Genomic DNA, 19110 nt, shown 5'->3' on the forward strand with positions numbered 1-19110 from the left:
GACGACACACCGCCCGCACCCGCCCGTGCGGCATCCCATCGCTTACGTGCTCATGCCGAGGTGTCGATCATGGAAACCGTCGTCTTCTACCAGTTCCTGACCGAGGTGCCCCAGGCCGCCGCCATCTGGTCGGCCCTGTTCCTGTTGGCGCTGACGGTCCTCGCCGTCCTGGTGGCCCGTCCGGAGCGGGACTCGCCCGCGGCCGACCCCACGCCGCCGACACCCACCGCCCGCGAGATGGCCGTCGCCGAGATGGCCGACCTGCGCCGGTACGCCGAGGAGGTGGCCGTGGCCGCCGCCCGGGCGGCGCGGACCGCCCGACGGCGGCGCGCTGACTGGCTGGTCGCTCAGGACGAGGCGCAGCGGGCCTGGACGGCGTACGACGAGGCGGACACCGCCGCCCGTCGGGTCGCCGGTGCCGGGGCGTTGCCGACACCGCGTACCCCGCACACCCCCGCCGAGTACGCGGCCCGGGAGCGTTATCTGCACCGTGCCGCCATGGCGGCGCACTGGCGGGGGGAGTTGACCATGGCTCAGCTCGGCGACGTGTTCGGGAATCGGCGCGGCTGGGACCCCCGCCGGCACCCGGTCGAGCAGGAGACGCTGCTCATCCGGGCGATCCGTGACACCAGGCTGGCCGAGCACCGGACGGCCGTCCAGCGGGAGCGGTCGTCCTGGCGGGACGCCGAGGTGGCCGCCGAGTCGGCGCGCGTCCTCGCCGAGGAGGCGTACGTGGCGGCGGTCCGGTCGCGGCCGAGCCCGGCGTTCTCCCGGCGCACCGCGACGCGGCCGTCGCGTACGGCCCTCGTGGCACGCTGGCGTCCGGCCCGGGCCGGTTGAGCCCGATCTGTTATGTGAGGCGGGTCACCGGCAGCGGAAATCGGGCGGCGGGCATCATCGGCGGCCATTGCGCCCGCGATTGTGGCCGCGTTGTCGGCCACCTGTCCGGTTGTCGCCCACGGGTGCCGGCGGAACCCGTTGTCCCATCGAGTCACGTCAGCGGCAAAACGTGCAGAAATTGCTGGGCCAATCGATGTTTACGCAGGTGGGCGCGGCTTGGCAGAGTGCGCACCGGCCAGTACTGTCGTCCCGTCCGGTGCGGTTACCGATCGCAGGAGGCGACGCCGTGCCGACCCGCTCAATCGTGATCAACGAACCGGGGACCCACAGTAAGTCCGGGGTGAATCCGCGAGCCACGGCCCGCGGTAGGGCGATCTTCCCGCCCGAATCCGTCAGCTAACCCGGTAGGCGGTGACGGAAGGAGTTCCATCCTCGTGCAGCACCCCTCGACCCCCTTGTTGTTCCTCCGCCTCCACGGCGACGCGGTGTCCCCGCTCATCCGCCTCGTGACGGTGAGCTGACCCCCCGGGTCACCGCACTTCCCGCCCGGCGCGCCGGGCGTTCCCCTGAGCGGCTCATCATCCGCGGGCCACCGCCCGCGCGCTGACGCCTGCCCGGATGCCGGTCGGGCCCCGGTGTGCCGCTCTCCCTGTGAACCGTGGAGGACCTCGTGAAGCACACCCTGAAGCGCCAGCTCCGTCGCCTCGCGACCGAGCGCCCGTACCAGATCGTCGCCGCCTCCGCCGCGGCCCTCGCGATCGCCACCACCGCCGGCGCCCTGGTCGCCGGCGCCGACGACGCCCCGGCCGGCTCGCGCACCCCGACCACGGTCGCCGAGATGCGCAGTGACACCGTCGCCTCCCGTGGCGAACTCCGGTCCGCGGCCCCGTCGGCGAGCGTCGCACCGAGCACCGCCGCCCCGGCCACCAGCGCCGCGTCCCCCGTCGCGAAGGCCACGAGCAACCCGGACGTCACCCGGAAGCCGACGCCGCCGAAGCCGCCCGCGAAGAAGGTGCTCGACTACGACTACGAGGCGCAGAACACCTACTACAACTGCGGCCCGGCGGCCACCCGCAACGCGCTCAGCGCCAGCGGCATCGACCGCACCCAGGAGGAGCTCGGCGCCGAGCTGGGCACCACCGAGATGGGCACCAACTCGGCCGAGGACACCACCCGGGTGCTCAACGCCGAGGTGAAGGGCTCCCCGTACCGCACCCGCATGTTCGCGGGCACGCCCAGCCCGGCCCAGATGGACCGTCTTCAGGCCGACGTCGTCAAGGCCATCACCGATGGCCGGGGCGTGGTGGCCAACGTCGCCGGCGACGCCATCGACACCGAGGGCGGCTACCACTCCTACGGCGGTGGGCACTACATCGCCGTCGTCGGCTACAAGGACAACGGCCGTACCGTGCGGATCGCCGACTCGGCGAACGCCGCCGACCCGGCCTACTGGATCACCACGATCGACCTGGCGAACTGGATCGCCACCCGGGGTTACTCCGCCTGACCAACGCGCGACACCCCACGACGCCGCGGGCGCCGTCTCCCACGAGGGGCCGGCGCCCGCGGCGTTCCCGGGTCGGGGCGCGACGCGGGTGAACGGCTCTCGTACCGGGCCGCGAACCGTGGGAGACTGCGGCCGTGGTGGATGAATCGGGTGGTCAAGCCGACCGTGAGCCGATCCTGTTGCTGCTGCACGGCATGGGGGCGACGGGTGACGTGTGGCTGCCCTGGGCGCCACTCCTGGAGCACCACTGGCCCGGCCGATGGCTGGCGCCCGATCTCGCCGGTCACGGTTGGTCGGCGCCGCTGTCGTCGTACTCCTTCGAGGGTTTCGCCCAGCGGGTCGCCCAGGGCCTGGCCTCCGACGACCGTATCGTCGTGCTCGGGCACTCGCTCGGTGGCGTGGTCGGCCTGGCGCTGGCGGCCCGCGCCGCCGGCCTGCCGGTGGACGCGGTGGTGGGCTTGGGCATCAAGGCCGTCTGGGCGCCGGCCGAGCTGGCCCGCGCTGCGGACCTCGCCGCCCGCCCGGTGGGCTGGTTCACCAGCCGCACCGAGGCCGCCCGCCGGTATCTGCGGGTCGCCGGCCTCACCGGTCTGGTCCTCCCGGACCACCCGATGGTCGACGCCGGTCTGCGTCAGGTCGACGGCCGGTGGCGGCTCGCGATGGACAACGCCGCGTTCGCCGTCGGCGCGCCCGACCTGGCCGCGCTGCTCGCGGCGACCGACGTGCCGGTGGTGCTGGCCCGCGGGGAGCACGACCCGATGGTCACGGACGCCCAGCTCAAGGAGTACGGCGTACCGGTCGCCACGCTGGCCGGTCTCGGGCACAACGCGCACCTGGAGGATCCGGCGGCCGTGCTGGCGTTGCTGGACCCGTACCGTTGATCGGTCAGGCAGGTGCGGGCGCGGGTAGTTCCCGGGTCGAGGTCAGCTCGCGGCGGGCGGCGGTCAGGAAGCCCTCGGCGTACGACTCGGCCGGGAAGTCGCCCAGGTAGCGGCGGCGGGTGACCCAGCGGGCGTCGGCCAGCGGGTCGGTGTCCAGCAGGGCCGTGAGCACGGCGTCCACGTTGGACATGTCGCGCCGCAGCACGTAGCCCGAGCCGGCCAGTGGAAAGCGCTCGGTGAACCGGTCGCCCTCGTCACCCATGTCGGTGATGGCGTACGGCTTGCCGGAGTAGAGGTAGTCGGAGATCACCCCGGAGACGTCGGAGACCAGCGCGTCCGAGCGGTTGACGGACTCGGTCAGGCTCAGCTCCCGGGCCGCCGCGCCGAACAGGTGCTGCCGGCCGGTGCGGGCGCGGTCGGCGGCCAGCAGTTCGGTGAGCCGGCCCAACTGGCGTGCCGACGCGGGGTTCTGCGCCGTGTACGGATGCGCCCGCAGGATCACCGTCGCGCCGCGCCCCAGCAGCCGCCGCAGCAGCTCCTCGGCCACCGGCAGCGAGCAGTAGTCGGCGTCGGCGTGGTGCCCGGTCCAGGTCGGGGTGTAGAGCACCGTCGGGTGCGCGAGGCCGCGCGTCGGCTCCTCGCGTACCTCGATCGACTCGACCTGGGGGCGGCCCACCACGACGAACTTCTCCGCCGGGATCTGTACCCCGGCGCGGGCGTACCGGTCGATCGCCGCCGGCCCGGCCACGAAGATCCGGTCGAAGATGCCCGAGACCGGGTTGGCGCTGGGCGCCTTGTCGCTGTCGCCGTGGTGCAGTTGGACGTGGGTGAGCTGGGTGAACCGGATGCAGTGGCTGTTCTTCGCCCCGTGGTTGACGTAGAAGGCCACCCGCAGGCTCGGCACCAGCGCCTCGTCCATCGCGCGCAGCGTGGGGCAGTAGACCACCGGCGCGTCGGTGGCCGCGGCGATCGGCGCGACGAACTCCGGCTCACGGACCAGCACCAGGAAGGGCCGGCCGATCCGTTCGAGGTACGGCAGCCACATGGTGACCTGGTACTCGGAGCCGGGCGGTGCGGAGAAGTAGAGCAGGAACTCCGGCTCGTGCCGACGTAGCGCGCGGGCGACCTGCCCACCGCCGGCGGTCGGGCGGAACCGTCGCTTGGCCAGGTCCAGCGCGACCGCCCCGGCGCCGGCGGCCACCAGCAGGCTGGCGGCGAGCGCCACGACGGCCGGCAGGGTCGACGCGGCGGCGATCGCCACCACCGCGAGCAGCCCCAACAGGGCGACGCCGAGTCGGTCGGCGATCAGCGGGGTCCAGGCGCGTACCGGCAGGTTGGCGGCCCGGATCTCCAGGTTGCCGGCGGTACGCAGCGGCCCCACCAGCAGCACCAGCCCCAGCAGGACCAGCGCCGTCGCGGCCAGCGCCGGGTCGAAGCCGTCGTCGAGCCGTCGGGAGTAGCCGACCAGGATCGCCGCGGCGATCAGGGCGGTCTCGGCCACCAGGTCGGCGGCCGGTCGGATCCGCTGCTCAGCGGCCGCCGCCACCAGCGCGGCGACGGCCAGCGCCAGGCCCCACCCGGTGCTGCCGGTGAGGGCCAGCACGACGAAGGCCAGTACGGCGAGCCCGGTGCTCAGGCACCGGGCGGCCACCTTGCGAACCAGGTCACCACGCATGTCGCTCCGATCGCCGCCCTCGGTCTCGCGGTGCCGTCGGCGTCAGTTCGTCGACGCCGCGGCCGGCGTCTCGGACCGGTCCGGGCCGGCCTGCGCCGGCACGGACGGGCCGTCGCCGGGCGCCCGGCGTACGTCGATGACCTGACCGGTCAGGTCGGAGATCAACACGTCGAGCGAGGACTGCGCGACGGCCTCCGCGGCCAGCAGGGTGTTCTCCGGCTCCTCGCCGAAGGCCCGCGTACGCATGGGGGTGGCCGTCCGCTCCGGGTTGATGCAGTTGACCCGTACGCCGACGTCGGCCCACTCGTCGGCAAGCGCCTGGGTCAGGTTGACCAGGGCGGCCTTGGTGGACGAGTAGAGGGCGTAGCGGGCCCGACCCCGGGTGTACGAGCTGGAGGTGTAGAGCAGCAGCTGACCCTTGGTCTGTTGCAGGTACGGAAGGGCCTGCCGGGCGATGGTCACCGGGCCGACGAAGTTGACCTGCAAGACCCGGTCCATCGTCTCCTCGTCCATCTCGGCCAGGGCGCCCCGCTCCAGGATCCCGGCGGTGACCACCACGTGGTCGATCCGGCCGGTGGCCTCGAAGGCGGTCGTCAGCGCGGCCTCGACGTCCTCGGCGCGCTCGACGTGGGTGCCGGTGGTGGAGCGGCTGAACGGGAAGACCTGCGCGCCGTAGCGCCGCGCCAGCTCGGTCAGCTCGTGGCCGATCCCGTAGCTGCCGCCGAACACCACGATCGTGCGGCCCGTCAGCTCCTCGGTGTAGCTGCGGTGGTCGGTCAGCCGGGGCGCCTGCGCCGCCGCGAGCTGGAAGAGCTTGTCCGCCAGGTGCACGTCGACCGGGTGGGTGACCTTGATGTTCTCGTCCGAGCCGTCAATCACCTTGATCGGCGTGCCCGGCAGGTACCGCAGCACCACGCCGCAGTCGTCGGTGGCGGCGAAGTCGGGGTCGTCCTCGGCGATCCGGTACGCCTCGCGGATCGTGGGGGAGCGGAACGCCTGCGGGGTCTGTCCCCGGCGCAGCCGGGAGCGCACCGGAATGTCGGTGATGCAGTCGTTCTCGTCCACCTGGATGATCGTGTCGGCGGAGGGGATGGCGACGTCGACGGCGTCGTAGGTCCACAGCGCGTTGACGCACTCGCGGACGATCCGGCCGCTGAGCAGCGGGCGGACGGCGTCGTGGAAGAGGATGTTGCAGTCGGCCGGCCCGACGGCGTCGAGCGCGATCCGGGTGGTCGCGTTGCGGGTGTCGCCGCCCTCGATCACCTTGGTGACCTTGCGCAGGCCGGCCTTCTCGACGATCTGCCGGGCGTCGTCGACGTGACCGGTCGCCATCAGCACGATGATCTCGTCGATCTCCGGAGCGGCCTCGAAGACCGCGAGAGTGTGCTCGATGATCGGCTTACCGGCGATCTTGAGCAGCTGCTTGGGGATGCCGAGGCCCAGCCGGGTCCCGGTGCCGCCGGCCAGCACCACGGCCACTGTCCGCGAGGGCCGCCACGGTGCGGGGGTCTCCGTTGCGGCGTCCGGGCCAGTGGTCTGGTCCTGCGTCATTGCCGGATCCTCACTCTCAGGGTTGCGTTAACGGAAAGTTCCGCCCGAGCGGCGACGGAATGAACCTTAACGCGCGGACCGCGCCGCCCCAACGCGGGCGACGCGGTCCTGGTTGCCGTGTCGATGCCGGTGGTTGGCCGGCACTCTACTTGCTGTTCGCGAACGCCTCGTACGCGCGGATGACCTCGTCGGTCGGGCCGTCCATCCGGATGAGGCCCGATTCCAGCCAGATCGTCCGTTCGCAGGTGTCGCGCACGGAGGAGAGCTGGTGGCTGACCAGGAACACCGTGCCGGCGCCCTCGCGCAGCTCGCGGACGCGCTGCTCGCTGCGCTTGCGGAAACCCTTGTCGCCGGTGGCGAGCGCCTCGTCGATGAGCAGCACGTCGTGCTTCTTGGCGGCGGCGATGGAGAACCGCAGCCGGGCCGCCATGCCCGACGAGTACGTGCGCATCGGCAGGCTGGCGAAGTCACCCCGCTCGTTGATCCCGGAGAAGTCGATGATCCCCGCGGCCTGCTTGGCGACCTCGTCGGGGTGCATGCCCATCGCCAGGCACCCCAGCACGACATTGCGTTCGCCGGACAGGTCGTTGAGCAGCGCCGCGTTCACCCCGAGCAGCGACGGCTGCCCCTGGGTGTGGATCGCGCCCCGGTTGACCGGCAGCAGGCCGGCGATGGCCCGCAGGATGGTGGACTTGCCCGAGCCGTTGCTGCCGATCAGCCCGATCGCCTCGCCCCGGTACGCGGTGAACGACACGCCCTTGACGGCGTGCACCTCCCGCACGTTCGGCGCGTTGGTGCGCTTGACCAGCCGGCGCAGCGCCGCCACCGGAGTGGTGCCACCGGTGGCGCCCTGGTGGACCCGGTAGATGATGTGCGCGTCGTCCACCACCACGGTGGGGATCCGCTCGGACGTCAGCGTCGGCAGGGAGACGGTCGCCTCGTCGGCGGCCGGCAGGGAATCAACCACGGCCGTACTCCTGTTCGCCGCGCCAGAAGTAGATGTAGCCGCCGATACCCGCCACCACGGCCCAACCGGCGGCGACCAGCCAGAGCTGGGTCAGCGACTCGTTGAGCAGTGGCGCCTGCTCGAGCAGCGCGTACCGGGCCAGCTCGATGTAGACCAGCAGCGGGTTGAACTGGACCACCGTCGTCGCCCAGCCGGGCAGCCGCTCGAAGAGGCTGACGCTGTAGAGGACGCCGGAGCCGTACATCCAGGTGCGCATGACGAACGGCATGACCTGCTTGAGGTCGCTGGCCTTGGAGCCCAGCCGGGCGACCAGCAGCACCACGCCCGCGTTGAAGACCGCCTGCAACAGCAGGGCCGGCACCAGCATCAGCCAGTCCCAGGTGATCGGCTCGCCGGTGACCAGCACGATGCCGACCAGCACCACCATCGACGCCAGGAGCTGCTGGAACTGGGTCACGGTGGTGGACAGCGGCAGGCTGGCCCGGGGGAAGTGCAGCGCCCGGATCAGCCCGAGGTTGCTGCTGATCGACTGGGTGCCGGCCAGGACCGCGCTCTGGGTGAAGTTGAAGATGAACAATCCGGTGGTCAGGTACGCGATGAAGTTCGGGATGCTGTTCTGTGCCAGCACCACCCCGAAGATCAGGTAGTAGACCGCGGCGTTGGTCAGCGGGGTGAGCACCTGCCAGAGCTGGCCCAGCTTGGCGTTGCTGTAGGACGCGACCAGCTTGGCGTTTGCGTACGCGGCGATGAAGTGCCGGTAGGCCCAGAGTCGGCGGCTGTACTCGACGAGGGTGGGTCGCTCACCGGCGACCCGTAGCCCGTGCCGAGCGGCCAGCTGCGCCTGGGTCAGACCCGTGTCAGGGTCGACCAGCGCGGTGGTGGCCATGGAAATGGCACTCCGATCTTTCGTGCAGACGGGTTGCTCGCGACGATGGAATCCTAGTGGGAACTGTGCGCGGGACGCCGCCTCGTCGCTGCGTGGACAGTAGTCCGAAACACGTCGGGACGCAACCGTACCGTCGTTGCGCTACTCTAGCGGGCGTGACCTGCGAGAAGAGTCCTCGGTGACGACCGAGAAGAGGCGCGTACCGGCCGGCGCGGCGGTGCTGCGCGACGAGATCACCACGGCCATCCGGCGCGCGCTCATGCAGGAGCTGGCAGCGGTCGGCTACGGCCGGCTCTCCATCGAGGCGGTGGCCCGACGGGCCGGCGTCAGCAAGACGGCGGTCTACCGCCGATGGAGTTCGAAGCTCGACCTGGTGGTGGAGATCGTCGCCGCCGCCGCGCACGGCAAGCTGCCGGTGCTGGACACCGGCACCCTGCGCGGCGACCTCGCGCTGCTGTTCCAGGCCGTGGCGCACGCGCTGCGTCACCCCCTGGCGTCGCAGATCATCCCCGACCTGCTGGCCGAGGCGGCCCGCAACCCGGCCATCGACGAGACCCTGCGGCAGGTGCTGCGCGCCCGCCAGCAGGAGATCGGCGGTCGCCTGGTCATCCGCGCCGTGCAGCGCGGCGAGCTGCCCGCGGACACCGATCCGGACGCCGCCGTCGACCTCATCGTCGGCCCGCTCTACTGGCGGCTCGCCATCGCCCGGCTGCCGCTCACCGACAGCTACCTGGACAACCTGGTCGAATCCGTGGCCGTCGGACTCGGCGCGACCGGCGTCGTACCCCGGCCGAGGGCGACGCCGGTATCCGGCTGACCGGGCCCGCGACACCACCCACGACGGGGACCTGGCGGGCCACCCGCCTCCGCTAGGCTGCCCCCTTGACACCCGGCCGTCACCGAGCCGACATCCACCTTTCGCCCCCAGATCCGCCTGACGAGAAGGACGCCCGTGGCCAACGTCGACAGCATCGCCGTCGCGCCCACTGACCCGGACCCGACGCCGCGCTCCGAGCCGGTGTCCCGGTCGGGTCAGGGCCCCGACCGTAGCCCCGCCGCCCGGGTACGCGCGCTGGTGGCCGCCGCCCCGACGCTGCTCACCGACGGGGCCGTGGTCGCGTTCGCGCTCTTCACCGTCATCTACCACGCGGCCTTCCTGGCGGATCTGCGTCCGTCGGTGACCTTCCGGATCTGGCTGGTCGTCTGCGTCCTGCTCGCCGTGGTGGCGATGCTGCGTGCCCGACGCCGCTCCGCCGCGCTCCGCGAGGAGAGCGGACCGGCCGAGCCGGTCGAGCCGACCGGGACGCGGCCCGCCGTCGACCGGCGACTGCTGATCGGCGTGCTCGCCGCCGCCGCGGTAGCCTCGGTCAGCGCCGGAGTCATCGGCACCGGCGCCGCCGTCTCCTGGTGGATCCCGGCGGTGGCGGGCCTGCTCGCGGCGACCGGCGGGATCCTGCTGCTGCGTCGGGTCTGGCTGGACGGCCCGACGCCCACCTCGATCGCGCCAATGCCCACGGCGGGGCAGTCGGCGTACGCGCTGGTCATCTCCGTACTGGTCGGGATCTCCTCGTTCTTCCTCGCCCGCAACACCCCGGACGACGTCTACTACGTCGGGAAGTCGGTCTGGATCGCCGAGCGGGACCTCGTTCCGCTCAACGACTTCCTCTTCTCCGAGAACGTCCTTCCGGCGATGGGTTCGCAACCCCCCATCCCCTCGATCGAGGTGTTCGACGGCGCGCTCGCCAACGTGCTCGGGATCCACGGCGCCTCGGCCACCTGGTACGTGATGCTGCCGATCATGGCGGTGCTGGCGGTGCTCGCGCTCTGGCGGCTGACCCAGCGTTGGGCACCCCGGCGGCCGGTGCTCGCCTTCACGGTCGCCGTCGCGTACCTGTACCTGGTCGCCGGTGGGGACGCCGCGCTGGGCACCTTCCACCTGCCCCGGCTCTACGAGGGCAAGGGCATGTTCGTCTCGGCCGTCATCCCGCTGATGTGGCTCTACCTGACCGAGTGGTTCGACCGGCGTACCCGGCGGAGCCTGCTGCTCATCGTGGCGCTCTCGATCACCGCCATCGGCCTCACCAACACCGCCGCGATCATCCTGCCGATGCTGGTCGGCGCCGCCGGTTTCGCCATGGTGCTCGTCGGGCGCTGGAAGCTCGCCGTGGTGGCGGCGGTGGCCGCCCTCACGTACCCGATCGGGTCCCTGGTGGTGTCCCGGATCCTGCTCGGCGGCCTGACCGCCGACGGCGCGGACGACGCCTTCTTCGACGCGGCGTACACCTACAAGCGGACCCTGCTGTTCGGCGTGGTCGGCGTGATCTCCGGCCTGGCGCTCTGGTGCGGCCCGCTGCTGGCCCGTCGGCGCACGCCCGCGCTGCTCACCGCCGGCGCGACCCTGGCGCTGAGCGTGCTGTTCGTCCCCGGTGTGCTGGAGACGTTGAGCGCGCTCAGCGGCATCTCGGTCGTGCTGTGGCGGGTGCCGTGGCTGCTCGCCCTGCCGACCCTGATCGGGCTGCTCTGCACGGTTCGCGTGCCGGCCCCCACGCCGATGCTGCGTCGTGCGGCGTCCGGCGGGATCGCGGTGCTGCTGGTCGCCTCGTTCGCGCTCTTCGCCACTCCGATGTGGTCCGCCAAGAGTTGGGTCGACGTGCACGAGCGGCCCACCTGGAAGCTGCCGCAGCAGCGCCAGTCGATCGCTTTCTGGATCAAGGGGTTGGACCGGCCCTCGGGCCTGCTGCTGGCGCCGAAGACCATCATGCGGACCTCGCTCGTCGTCACCAGCCAGGTTCGGGTCGTCCTACCGCGTGACTTCTACCTCGTCGAGTACGACCTCAACTCCCAGTTCGCCAAGGACCGGCTGCTGCTCTCCAGCTTCGCCGACGGCGCCACCACCGCGACGCCGGCGGAGTTGGCCCCGGCGCTCGATCGGTTGGACGTGGGCACCATCTGCGTCTACAACGGCAACCAGTACGCCCGTGACCTGGCGCCGCAGCTCGGCTACCAGGAGTTCGCGAAGCGTGGCAAGCCCGGAGCGATGACGTGTTTCCGGCGGGTCGGCTGAGCATTCCGCCCCTGGGTCGGCCGGTGCCGCGACCGTGCGGCACCGGCAGTTTCGGTGCGGTGACCGAAATGTGCGCCCGATACCCGAGCGACACCGCTGGGTGTCTTCGCGTTAAGGTCGCAGTCATCACTACCGCCCGCCGTACGGGGTCTGGATCACCACATCCGTGGCCCGCCGCTCCGGGCGCGCGGTAGGTCATGCGCGACGGGGAGTGTCATCGACGCACCACGGGCATGCGTCCACCACGGAAATCGTAGGGAGCGAACTCGTTGTTCGGCACGTTGACAGGACGCATCGGAGTGGCCGCCCGCAGCGCGCTGCTGGTGCTGGCCTACCTGGTCATGCTCGTCGCAGGAGTCTTCGGTTGGGTCGGCCTGTTCGCCGTCGCCGGACTGGCGGCGGTGGTCGGGGAGTTCGCCGCCGCCCGCTGGTCCCCGCCGTCGCAGGTGCTGCTGGAGAAGGTCGGCCTGAACTTCTCGTACCGGCAGTTGACCCGTGACCTGTCGGCCGTGCTGCTGGTCGCCGCCCAGGTCGAGCTCGACGGCGTCGAGTTGAGCCTCCTGCTGATCCTGCCGGCGGCCGTGTGGGTCGTCTCGGTCTTCGCGGGCGCGCTCTCCACCATGATCGACCGTCGTAACCCGCAGTCCGCCCTGGTCCGCAACATCGAGCTGGGCCCCCTGCGCTCGGCCCCCCGCCCACCGGCCTGGGCGGCGGCCGTCGCGGGGGACCGGATGCCCCTGCTCAACCTCCTGCTGGTCCCGGCCGCGGTGGTCGCCGCCGTGCGGCACGAGCCGACGCCGTACTTCATCGCCGCCGCTCTGACGGTGGCGGCGACCGGGGTGGTGGGCGCGATCATCGCCGTGACGTGGCTGCGTGGTCGCGGCTCCGGCCAGGGACCGCTGCTGCCGGCCGTGCAGCGCTGGCTCGACACCCACCGGCCCGAGGTGGCGCTCTACTTCGCCGGCCCGGCCAAGGACGTCTACCAGGCCAACATGTGGCTCGCTCCCACCGAGGCGCTGAACCAGCGCGCGGTGGTGCTGATGCGCAGCCGGGAGGCGTTCTTCGAGCTGGCCGACACCCGGCTGCCGGTGCTCTGCGTACCGGCCGGGGTGGACTTCATGAACCTCGAACTCGGCAGCGTCCGCGCCGCCCTCTACGCCGCGAACGTCGGCGCGAACATCCACATGCTGCGCGAGCCCGGCATGAAGCACGTCTTCGTGGGGCACGGCGACAGCGACAAGCAGGCCAGCGTCAACCCCTACAGCAAGGTGTACGACGAGGTCTGGGTCGCGGGTCTGGCCGGTCGGGAGCGGTACGCCCGTGCCGGGGTGGGCGTGCTCGACTCGGACATCGTGGAGATCGGCCGGCCGCAGCTGGCCGGGGTGCACACCTTCGGGGCCGAGTCGGTGGACCGTCCGTTCACCGTGCTCTACGCGCCCACCTGGGAGGGCTGGCTCGACGACGACCCGTACCACACCTCGCTGGTGCTGATGGGTGAGCGGATCGTCAAGGGCCTGCTGGCGAGCAACCCCGGGGTGCGTCTGGTCTACAAGCCGCACCCGCTCACCGGGTCGCGGTCCAAGGCGGCCAAGGCGGTGCACGACCGGATCGTCGAGGCGATCCGCTCCGCCGGTGGGAACCCCAACGCGGCCTCCCTGGACGGCACCGCGCATCTCGTGGTGACCGGCCGTACGCCCGGGCTGTTCGACTGCTTCAACCAGACCGACCTGCTGATCAGCGACGTGTCCAGTGTGGTCTCGGACTTCGTGCAGAGTCAGCGGCCGTACGTGGTGGCCAACCCGGCCGGCCTGCCGGAGGACGAGTTCCGTCGGGAGTACCCGACCGCGCGGGCCGCGTACCTGCTCTCCGCCGACTGCGGTGAGCTGGAGAAGATCGTGGCGGTGACCCGGGCCGGCGACGACCCGATGACGGAGGCCCGCCGCGACCTGAAGACCTACCTGTTGGGGCCGGCGGAGGCCAACCCGATGGACCGGTTCGCCGAGGAGATCACCCGGCTCTGCCGCTGACCGCGCACCACGTCCCGCGCCCGGCCCGACACTCGTCGGACCGGGCGCGGTCGTGTCGGCCGTGAAGAGGTGTGACTCAGTCGAGCAGGGCGGCGACCGCGTCGGCGACCGGAGTGTCCGCCGGCAACGCACGTGCCGTCACCACCGCGCTCACCGGCAGCGGCCCGTACAGGTGGGGGAAGAGCTGCCCGCCGCGCGACGGCTCCCAGCGCAGGGAGTCGGCCAGCCGGCCCTCGTCCACGCCGAGCAGGGTGAGGCCGGTGACGCCGGAGAAGTGCCGGCGGGCCGTCTCCACCACCTGGTCGGCGGCGGAGAGGTGGATGAAACCGTCCTGGCGGTCCAGGGCCGAGCCGGCGACGGCACCGGCGGCCCGGGCGTCGTCCCACTCGACGGTCGGCAACAGCTTGTAGATCACCTCCGCAGACTACGTCTCCCACGTTTCGGCCGTACCGCCGCCGACGTCGGCCACCGCCCGTCATGCTCAGGTGGACCCGCCGGAAGGGGATGGACGATGGCGAGCTACGACGACGACTGGACCGACACCCAGCGCGGGCTGTACGACGAGTGCTACCGGGCCGGCGGCGAGTGGGCTGAGGATCCGGACACCCCGTCGGACGACGTGCAGCACGTGATCAACCTGGCCGAGGCGGACGACGACGCGTTCGACGACGCCGAGATCGACTTTCCGCCCCTGGTCGACGCCGTCACCCAGGCCAGCGGCGTCAACGTGACCAGCGTGCCCGCCCGGCACGACGACCCCGGTTTCCGGGGCTTCACCGACGGCGTGCGGGACGCGGTCGCCGACGACACGTTCGGTCTGTAGGGCCCGACCGGGAGGCGGCCCTCCCGCTCCCGGCGGCCTTCTGCCACCATTCGCAGGACGGCTGCGACGGATGGGGGCACGGTGCGGATCCTGCTGGTGGAGGACGACCGCCGGGTGGCCGCCGCGCTCTCCTCCGCCCTGACCCGTCGTGGCTACCAGGTCGAGCACGCCGCCACGGTCGCCGCGGCGCTCTCCGCCGCCCCGTGCGACCTGGTGCTGCTGGATCTGACCCTCCCCGACGGCGACGGCACCGAGGTGTGTCGGGAGCTGCGCCGGCGCAGCAGCCAGCTCGGCATCATCGCGGTGACCGCGCGGGGTGAGGAGCGCGACCGGGTCCTCGGGCTGCGCCTGGGCGCGGACGACTACGTGGTCAAACCGTTCTCGATGGTGGAGTTGCAGGCGCGGATCGAGGCGGTGCTGCGCCGGGCCGCGAATGCCGCCCCCGAGCGGCACCTGATCGAGGCGGGGGCGGTGCGCATCGACGTGGCCGCCCGCACGGTGACGGTGGCGGGGCGCGCGGTGACGCTGACCCGCAAGGAGTTCGACGTGCTGCTGTCGCTCGCCCGCCAGCCGGGGGTGGCGGTGCCCCGCGACCGCATCCTGCTCGACGCCTGGGGCACCACCTGGGGCGATCCGCACACCGTCGAGGTGCACGTCGGGTCGTTGCGCGGCAAGCTGGGCGACGCGCGGCTGGTGGAGACCGTCCGTGGGGTCGGCTACCGGTTGCGCGATGCGTGAGGGGACGCCGTGCGCCGTCGACTGGTGATCAGTTACCTGCTGCTGATGGTGCTCGTCCTCGTCGCGCTGGAGAGCCCGCTCGCCGTGACCCTGGCCAGCCGGGAGACCGAGCGGGTACGCGCCGACCGGCTCGCCGACGCCACCCGGTTCGCCTCGCTGGCCGGTCCGGCGCTGCGCGGCGGGGAGCCCGGCCCGATCGGCGCGGAGCTGCGCAGCTACGACGACCTGTACGGGATCGGGGCGGCGGTCGTCGACCGGGACCGGGGCATCGTCGTCGACTCGGCGAGCTGGCGGTCCACCGGAACCGCCACGGTCCTGGACGTGGCGCTGTCCGGGCAGCAGGCCAGCGCGCCAGAGTCGATCTGGCCCTGGTCCGCCGGCCCGGTGGTGGTGGCGGTGCCCATCAACGACGGCGGTGAGGTCCTCGGCGCGGTGGTGATCGTGACACCCGCCGGCGAGATCCGCCAGGCCGTGGCCATCTGGTGGCTGCTGCTCACCGTGGCCGGCCTGCTCGTCGTGCTGGCCTGCGTGCTCACCGCGTTCGGCCTGGCCGGATGGGTGCTGCGGCCGGTCACCGAGCTGGACGCGGTCACCCACGAGATCGCCGAGGGCGACCGGGGCGCGCGCGTGCAGCACCGACTCGGCCCGCCGGAGCTGCGCCGGCTCGCGACCAGCTTCAACCACATGGCCGACGTGGTCTCCGACGTGATGGACCGGCAGCGTGCCTTCGTCGCGCACGCCAGCCACCAGCTGCGTAATCCGCTCACGGCGCTGCGGCTGCGGGTGGAGGAGCTGGGTCCCAGCCTCACCGACGCGGACGGGCGCTCCGAGCACCGGCTGGCGTTGGAGGAGACCGACCGGCTGGCGCTGGTGCTCGACGCGCTGCTCACCCTGGCCCGGGCCGAACGCGAGGAGAACGAGCGGGTCACCGTGGACGCCGCCGCCGTCGCGGCCTCCCGGGTGTCCGCGTGGGCGCCGTTGGCCCGGCACCGGTCGGTCGCGCTGCGCCTGGCCACGAGCGACGCTCCCGCGTACGCGCGGACCGTGCCGACCGCCGTCGACCAGGCGCTGGATGCCCTGATCGACAACGCGGTGAAGTTCAGCGGGGCCGGCGGGGCGGTGACGGTGACGGTGGCCCGCCGCGACGAGGGCGTCCTGTTGGAGGTGCGCGACACCGGCCCGGGTATGACCGAGAGTCAGCTCCGCCAGGCCACCGAGCGGTTCTGGCGGGCCCCGGACGCGCAGAACGTCGACGGTGCCGGGCTCGGCCTGACCATCGCCGCCGTGCTGGTGGACGCCTCCGATGGGCGGCTCACCATGCGAGCGGGCACCCCGCGCGGGCTGGTCGCCGGCCTGTGGTTCCCGGCCACCGAGCCGGCGGGAGAGCCGCTGGACGGGGACGGGGACCCGGCCGCCGACCGGTGGCCCACCCCGGCGCGCTAGCGGCGGTTCACGGCTCGGCCAGCGCGACGACCCGGGCGGCCCACGACGCGGCCGCCCGGCAGCTCAGGGCTTGGCGGCCCGGTACCAGGCGGCGGCGCCCGGGTGCAGCGGCAGCGGCGCGGTGGCGATCGCCGAGCGGGGGCTCATCCGTCCCGCCGCCGGATGCGCCGCGCCCAGCTCGGCCCGGCGCTCCATCAGCAGTCGGGTCACGTCCCGGACCAGCGGTTCCGGCAGGTCGGCCCGCACGATCAGATAGTTCGGGTCGGCGACCGTGGTCACCGGGTTCATCCCGTACACCGAGCGGGGGATGTCCCGGGAGACGTACACCTGCCCGTAGCGGGCGCGCAACGGCTCCGTCCACTCGCCCAGGTCGACGATCCGGGTGGCGCTGCGCCCGGCCAGCTCCTCGATTCCCCGCACCGGCAGACCACCGGAGAAGAAGAACGCGTCGATGCGTCCCGAGCGCAGGGCGGTCACCGAGTCGTCCAGGCCGAGCCGTTCCCGGCGTACCGCGTCGCCGCCGAGCCGGGCCACCTCCAGCAGCCGGGTGGCGGTGATCTCGGTGCCGGAGCCGGCCGCGCCCACGGAGACCCGCCGACCCCGCAGGTCGCCGACCGTACGGACCGGCCCGCCATCGGTCGTGACCAGGTGCAGTTGGTCGTCGTACACCCGGGCCACCGCGTCCACCGAGGGGCTCTGCGTCGGGCTCGTGGGCAGCACGTCGGCCTGGGTGAAACCCAGCTCGGCGGCCCCCGAGCCGACCAGGCGGACGTTCTCCGCCGAGGCCGCGGTGATCACCACGCTGGCCCGTACCCCGGGCAGTTCGCGGTTGAGGATGGTCGCGAGGGACTGCCCGAACGCGTAGTAGACGGCGGTGGGGCTGCCGGTGGCGATCCGGATCTCCATCGACTCGGCCGGGTCGTCCCGGCAGCCGCCGACGGTCAGGGCCACGACCAGCGCCAACGCCGCCGCCCCCGCGCGGCGTCGACCGGCCCGAGGAGACGAGGTACGACTCACGCGGTGCACTGTGCGCGCTCCGGCGGGCCCGCGCAAGCCCGCATCCGTCAGTACCGCCGGTACGGCCCCGCGCTCAGCAGGCCGGGCGGCGGCCCGGCGTCGGCACCGCGGCGCGCGCCGGCTCCAACGACGCGCTGTGCAGGATGCGCTCCCGGTCCGGCCCGTCGGCCACGCTCACCAGGAAACAGCCGGTGCCCGGGCGGAGTACGGCCGGCACGTCGAGCACGGCCGCGCCGCGGATCAGCACGGCGGCCAACTCCCGGTCGGTGAGCCGCACACCGAGGATGTGCCGGCGCACGTGCCGCCCGCCGGCCAGCAGAGCCGACCGCCAGGCCGCCGCCGCGAGGCGGGACATCCACCGGCGGCGGGCCGGCGAGGCACCCGGCACGGGACCGCCCAACAGCTCCCGACGTCCCTGCCACCAGCCGGCATCCATCAACCGGCCGTACGTGCCCCGGTGCTCCGGCGGCACCCACAGCCGGTGCACCTCGTAGCGGCGGCGGAGTCCACCGACCGTCACCTCCTGGGTGACCGGGATGTCGAGGCGGGCGAGCAGCTGGCGCATCCGCTGCGCGGCGTCCTCCCGGTTGAACTCGACCCCCGGCGCCTGCGCCGGTGGCGTGGCGCTCGACCGGGCGCCCGTCGGAGGCGCGGTGCAGCGCAGCAGGCAGGACGCCTCGAACGCGTCGCCCAGGGTCAGCCAGTCCAGCGGGGGCGGCGTCGCCGGTGGGCGGGGCCGGTCGAGCAGGGCGGGATCGCGGCGCAACTTGAGGCTCCTTTGTCGGAGTCTGGGTCTCCCTACCGTGGCCCCTGCGCGGCCGTTACGGAACGTATCCCGCCCAGCCTTGAGCAAATCTTGCGGCTCCCGCTCCGCTACAGCTCGGTGACCACCAGATCCACCTGCCGGACCCGACCGGCGGCGGCCGGCTCCTCCACCACGGTGTGCTTCAGCTCGCGCAGGACGCCGACCAGCTCCCGGGCGGTGCGCGGCTTCGCGCCGGCGATGAGCAGATCCCGGACCAGCCGTCCCTTGGTCGCCTTGTTGAAGTGGCTCACCACCGAGCGGACGGGCACACCGTCGACCTCCCGCTCGTGCAGCACCCGCACGGTGACCGTCCGTTCGGCCAGCTCACCGCGCGGCGTCCAGGTGGCCGCGTACGCGCCGGAGCGCAGGTCGAGCACCGGGCCCCGACCGGCCGCGCCGGCCAGGACCGGCGTCAACTCCCTGCGCCAGTACGCCGACAGCGCCCCGACGTCCGGCAGGCGGACGCCGATCGGGCAGCGGTACGGCGGGATCCGGTCGGCGAGGCGTACCGCGCCCCAGAGGCCGGAGCTGATGAGGATCGACCGGCGGGCCGCCCGCAACGCCGTCGGCGGCAGCGTGGCCAGCTCCAGCCCCTCGTACAGCACCCCGGTGTAGAGCCGCTCGGCCGGGGCGGTCGCCGCCTCCCGCAGCCGGGCGTTGCGGCGCAGCTCGCCGCGCTGACCGTCGCTGAGCCCGAGCGCGGCCAACGCCGCCTCCTCGTCCGGCCCGGCGCTGAGCGCCACGAGCGCGTCGAGCACCCGCTCGCGGGCCGGGTTCAGCTCCGGCAGCGACAGCTTGTCCGGCGTCCACCGCCGTCCGGTGCCGGCGTCGGCCTTGCCCTCCGAGGGCGGCAGCAGGATGAGCATCGGTTCTCCTCGAACGGCGT

The 19110-nt window shown here is 72.8% G+C and carries 17 protein-coding genes and 1 riboswitch; of the genes, 9 read left to right on the forward strand and 8 right to left on the reverse strand.

The window, feature by feature from the left end:
• Positions 1-69 precede the first annotated feature (69 nt).
• From ACQP0N_RS11010 to ACQP0N_RS11020, 3 genes are all read left to right on the forward strand, one after another.
• Entirely contained in the window at positions 70-840 is a 771-nt protein-coding gene (locus ACQP0N_RS11010) for a hypothetical protein (protein WP_433119691.1), read from the forward strand.
• Between the two features lie 285 nt (positions 841-1125).
• Positions 1126-1266: riboswitch (cyclic di-AMP (ydaO/yuaA leader) on the forward strand.
• Between the two features lie 232 nt (positions 1267-1498).
• Positions 1499-2347 (forward strand): C39 family peptidase, encoded by an 849-nt coding sequence (locus ACQP0N_RS11015; protein ID WP_433119693.1) that lies wholly within the window; start codon positions 1499-1501, stop codon positions 2345-2347.
• A 134-nt stretch (positions 2348-2481) separates the two neighbouring features.
• Positions 2482-3228: an alpha/beta fold hydrolase gene (locus ACQP0N_RS11020; protein WP_433119695.1), complete on the forward strand. Its 747-nt coding sequence runs from the start codon at positions 2482-2484 to the stop codon at positions 3226-3228.
• Between the two features lie 4 nt (positions 3229-3232).
• Here the strand turns inward: ACQP0N_RS11020 and ACQP0N_RS11025 are convergent, their stop codons facing one another.
• The 4 genes from ACQP0N_RS11025 to ACQP0N_RS11040 form a co-directional block, all read right to left on the reverse strand.
• The gene (locus ACQP0N_RS11025) at positions 3233-4903 is read right to left on the reverse strand and encodes a CDP-glycerol glycerophosphotransferase family protein (RefSeq protein ID WP_433119697.1); all 1671 of its coding nucleotides are present in this window, start codon (positions 4901-4903) and stop codon (positions 3233-3235) included.
• Positions 4904-4945: 42 nt separating this feature from the next.
• On the reverse strand, positions 4946-6454 hold the full coding sequence (locus ACQP0N_RS11030) for a D-ribitol-5-phosphate cytidylyltransferase (protein ID WP_433119699.1): 1509 nt from the start codon (positions 6452-6454) through the stop codon (positions 4946-4948).
• A 145-nt stretch (positions 6455-6599) separates the two neighbouring features.
• Complete coding sequence (locus ACQP0N_RS11035) at positions 6600-7421, reverse strand: ABC transporter ATP-binding protein (RefSeq protein WP_433119701.1); 822 nt, start codon at positions 7419-7421, stop codon at positions 6600-6602.
• Positions 7414-8307, reverse strand: coding sequence for an ABC transporter permease (locus ACQP0N_RS11040; RefSeq protein ID WP_355050329.1), 894 nt, complete (start codon positions 8305-8307; stop codon positions 7414-7416). The genes ACQP0N_RS11035 and ACQP0N_RS11040 overlap by 8 nt, the downstream gene beginning before the upstream one ends.
• Positions 8308-8524: 217 nt before the next feature.
• On the opposite strand from ACQP0N_RS11040, the gene ACQP0N_RS11045 reads away from it, so the two are divergent.
• The 3 genes from ACQP0N_RS11045 to ACQP0N_RS11055 all read left to right on the forward strand — a co-directional run bounded on the left by ACQP0N_RS11045 (position 8525) and on the right by ACQP0N_RS11055 (position 13398).
• Positions 8525-9124, forward strand: coding sequence for a TetR/AcrR family transcriptional regulator (locus ACQP0N_RS11045; RefSeq protein WP_396832276.1), 600 nt, complete (start codon positions 8525-8527; stop codon positions 9122-9124).
• 135 nt (positions 9125-9259) lie between these two features.
• Positions 9260-11371 (forward strand): DUF6077 domain-containing protein, encoded by a 2112-nt coding sequence (locus ACQP0N_RS11050; protein ID WP_433119704.1) that lies wholly within the window; start codon positions 9260-9262, stop codon positions 11369-11371.
• A 269-nt stretch (positions 11372-11640) separates the two neighbouring features.
• Entirely contained in the window at positions 11641-13398 is a 1758-nt protein-coding gene (locus ACQP0N_RS11055; protein ID WP_433119706.1) for a CDP-glycerol glycerophosphotransferase family protein, read from the forward strand.
• 76 nt (positions 13399-13474) lie between these two features.
• On the opposite strand, the gene ACQP0N_RS11060 is transcribed toward ACQP0N_RS11055, so the two are convergent.
• Positions 13475-13813, reverse strand: coding sequence for a DUF952 domain-containing protein (locus ACQP0N_RS11060; RefSeq protein ID WP_433119708.1), 339 nt, complete (start codon positions 13811-13813; stop codon positions 13475-13477).
• A gap of 96 nt (positions 13814-13909) precedes the next feature.
• On the opposite strand from ACQP0N_RS11060, the gene ACQP0N_RS11065 reads away from it, so the two are divergent.
• From ACQP0N_RS11065 to ACQP0N_RS11075, 3 genes are all read left to right on the forward strand, one after another.
• Complete coding sequence (locus ACQP0N_RS11065) at positions 13910-14221, forward strand: hypothetical protein (RefSeq protein ID WP_355050324.1); 312 nt, start codon at positions 13910-13912, stop codon at positions 14219-14221.
• Positions 14222-14302: 81 nt separating this feature from the next.
• Positions 14303-14959: a response regulator transcription factor gene (locus ACQP0N_RS11070; RefSeq protein ID WP_355050323.1), complete on the forward strand. Its 657-nt coding sequence runs from the start codon at positions 14303-14305 to the stop codon at positions 14957-14959.
• A 9-nt stretch (positions 14960-14968) separates the two neighbouring features.
• Positions 14969-16402: a sensor histidine kinase gene (locus tag ACQP0N_RS11075; protein ID WP_433119710.1), complete on the forward strand. Its 1434-nt coding sequence runs from the start codon at positions 14969-14971 to the stop codon at positions 16400-16402.
• Positions 16403-16465: 63 nt separating this feature from the next.
• On the opposite strand, the gene ACQP0N_RS11080 is transcribed toward ACQP0N_RS11075, so the two are convergent.
• The 3 genes from ACQP0N_RS11080 to yaaA form a co-directional block, all read right to left on the reverse strand.
• Positions 16466-17428: a TAXI family TRAP transporter solute-binding subunit gene (locus tag ACQP0N_RS11080; protein ID WP_433119712.1), complete on the reverse strand. Its 963-nt coding sequence runs from the start codon at positions 17426-17428 to the stop codon at positions 16466-16468.
• Positions 17429-17492: 64 nt separating this feature from the next.
• Positions 17493-18185 (reverse strand): hypothetical protein, encoded by a 693-nt coding sequence (locus ACQP0N_RS11085; protein WP_433119714.1) that lies wholly within the window; start codon positions 18183-18185, stop codon positions 17493-17495.
• A 107-nt stretch (positions 18186-18292) separates the two neighbouring features.
• The gene (yaaA, locus tag ACQP0N_RS11090) at positions 18293-19090 is read right to left on the reverse strand and encodes a peroxide stress protein YaaA (protein ID WP_433119716.1); all 798 of its coding nucleotides are present in this window, start codon (positions 19088-19090) and stop codon (positions 18293-18295) included.
• Positions 19091-19110: the final 20 nt, after the last annotated feature.

The sequence above is a fragment of the Micromonospora sp. CA-246542 genome, assembly GCF_050942905.1.
Taxonomy (GTDB): Bacteria; Actinomycetota; Actinomycetes; order Mycobacteriales; family Micromonosporaceae; genus Micromonospora.

Bases quoted from the DNA above. Each gene is read 5' to 3' on its own strand.
- ACQP0N_RS11065 (WP_355050324.1), top strand. From the start codon at position 13,910: ATGGCGAGCTACGACGACGACTGGACCGACACCCAGCGCGGGCTGTAC.
- ACQP0N_RS11025 (WP_433119697.1), bottom strand. From the start codon at position 4,903: ATGCGTGGTGACCTGGTTCGCAAGGTGGCCGCCCGGTGCCTGAGCACC.
- ACQP0N_RS11030 (WP_433119699.1), bottom strand. From the start codon at position 6,454: ATGACGCAGGACCAGACCACTGGCCCGGACGCCGCAACGGAGACCCCC.
- ACQP0N_RS11040 (WP_355050329.1), bottom strand. From the start codon at position 8,307: ATGGCCACCACCGCGCTGGTCGACCCTGACACGGGTCTGACCCAGGCG.
- yaaA (WP_433119716.1), bottom strand. From the start codon at position 19,090: ATGCTCATCCTGCTGCCGCCCTCGGAGGGCAAGGCCGACGCCGGCACC.
- ACQP0N_RS11010 (WP_433119691.1), top strand. From the start codon at position 70: ATGGAAACCGTCGTCTTCTACCAGTTCCTGACCGAGGTGCCCCAGGCC.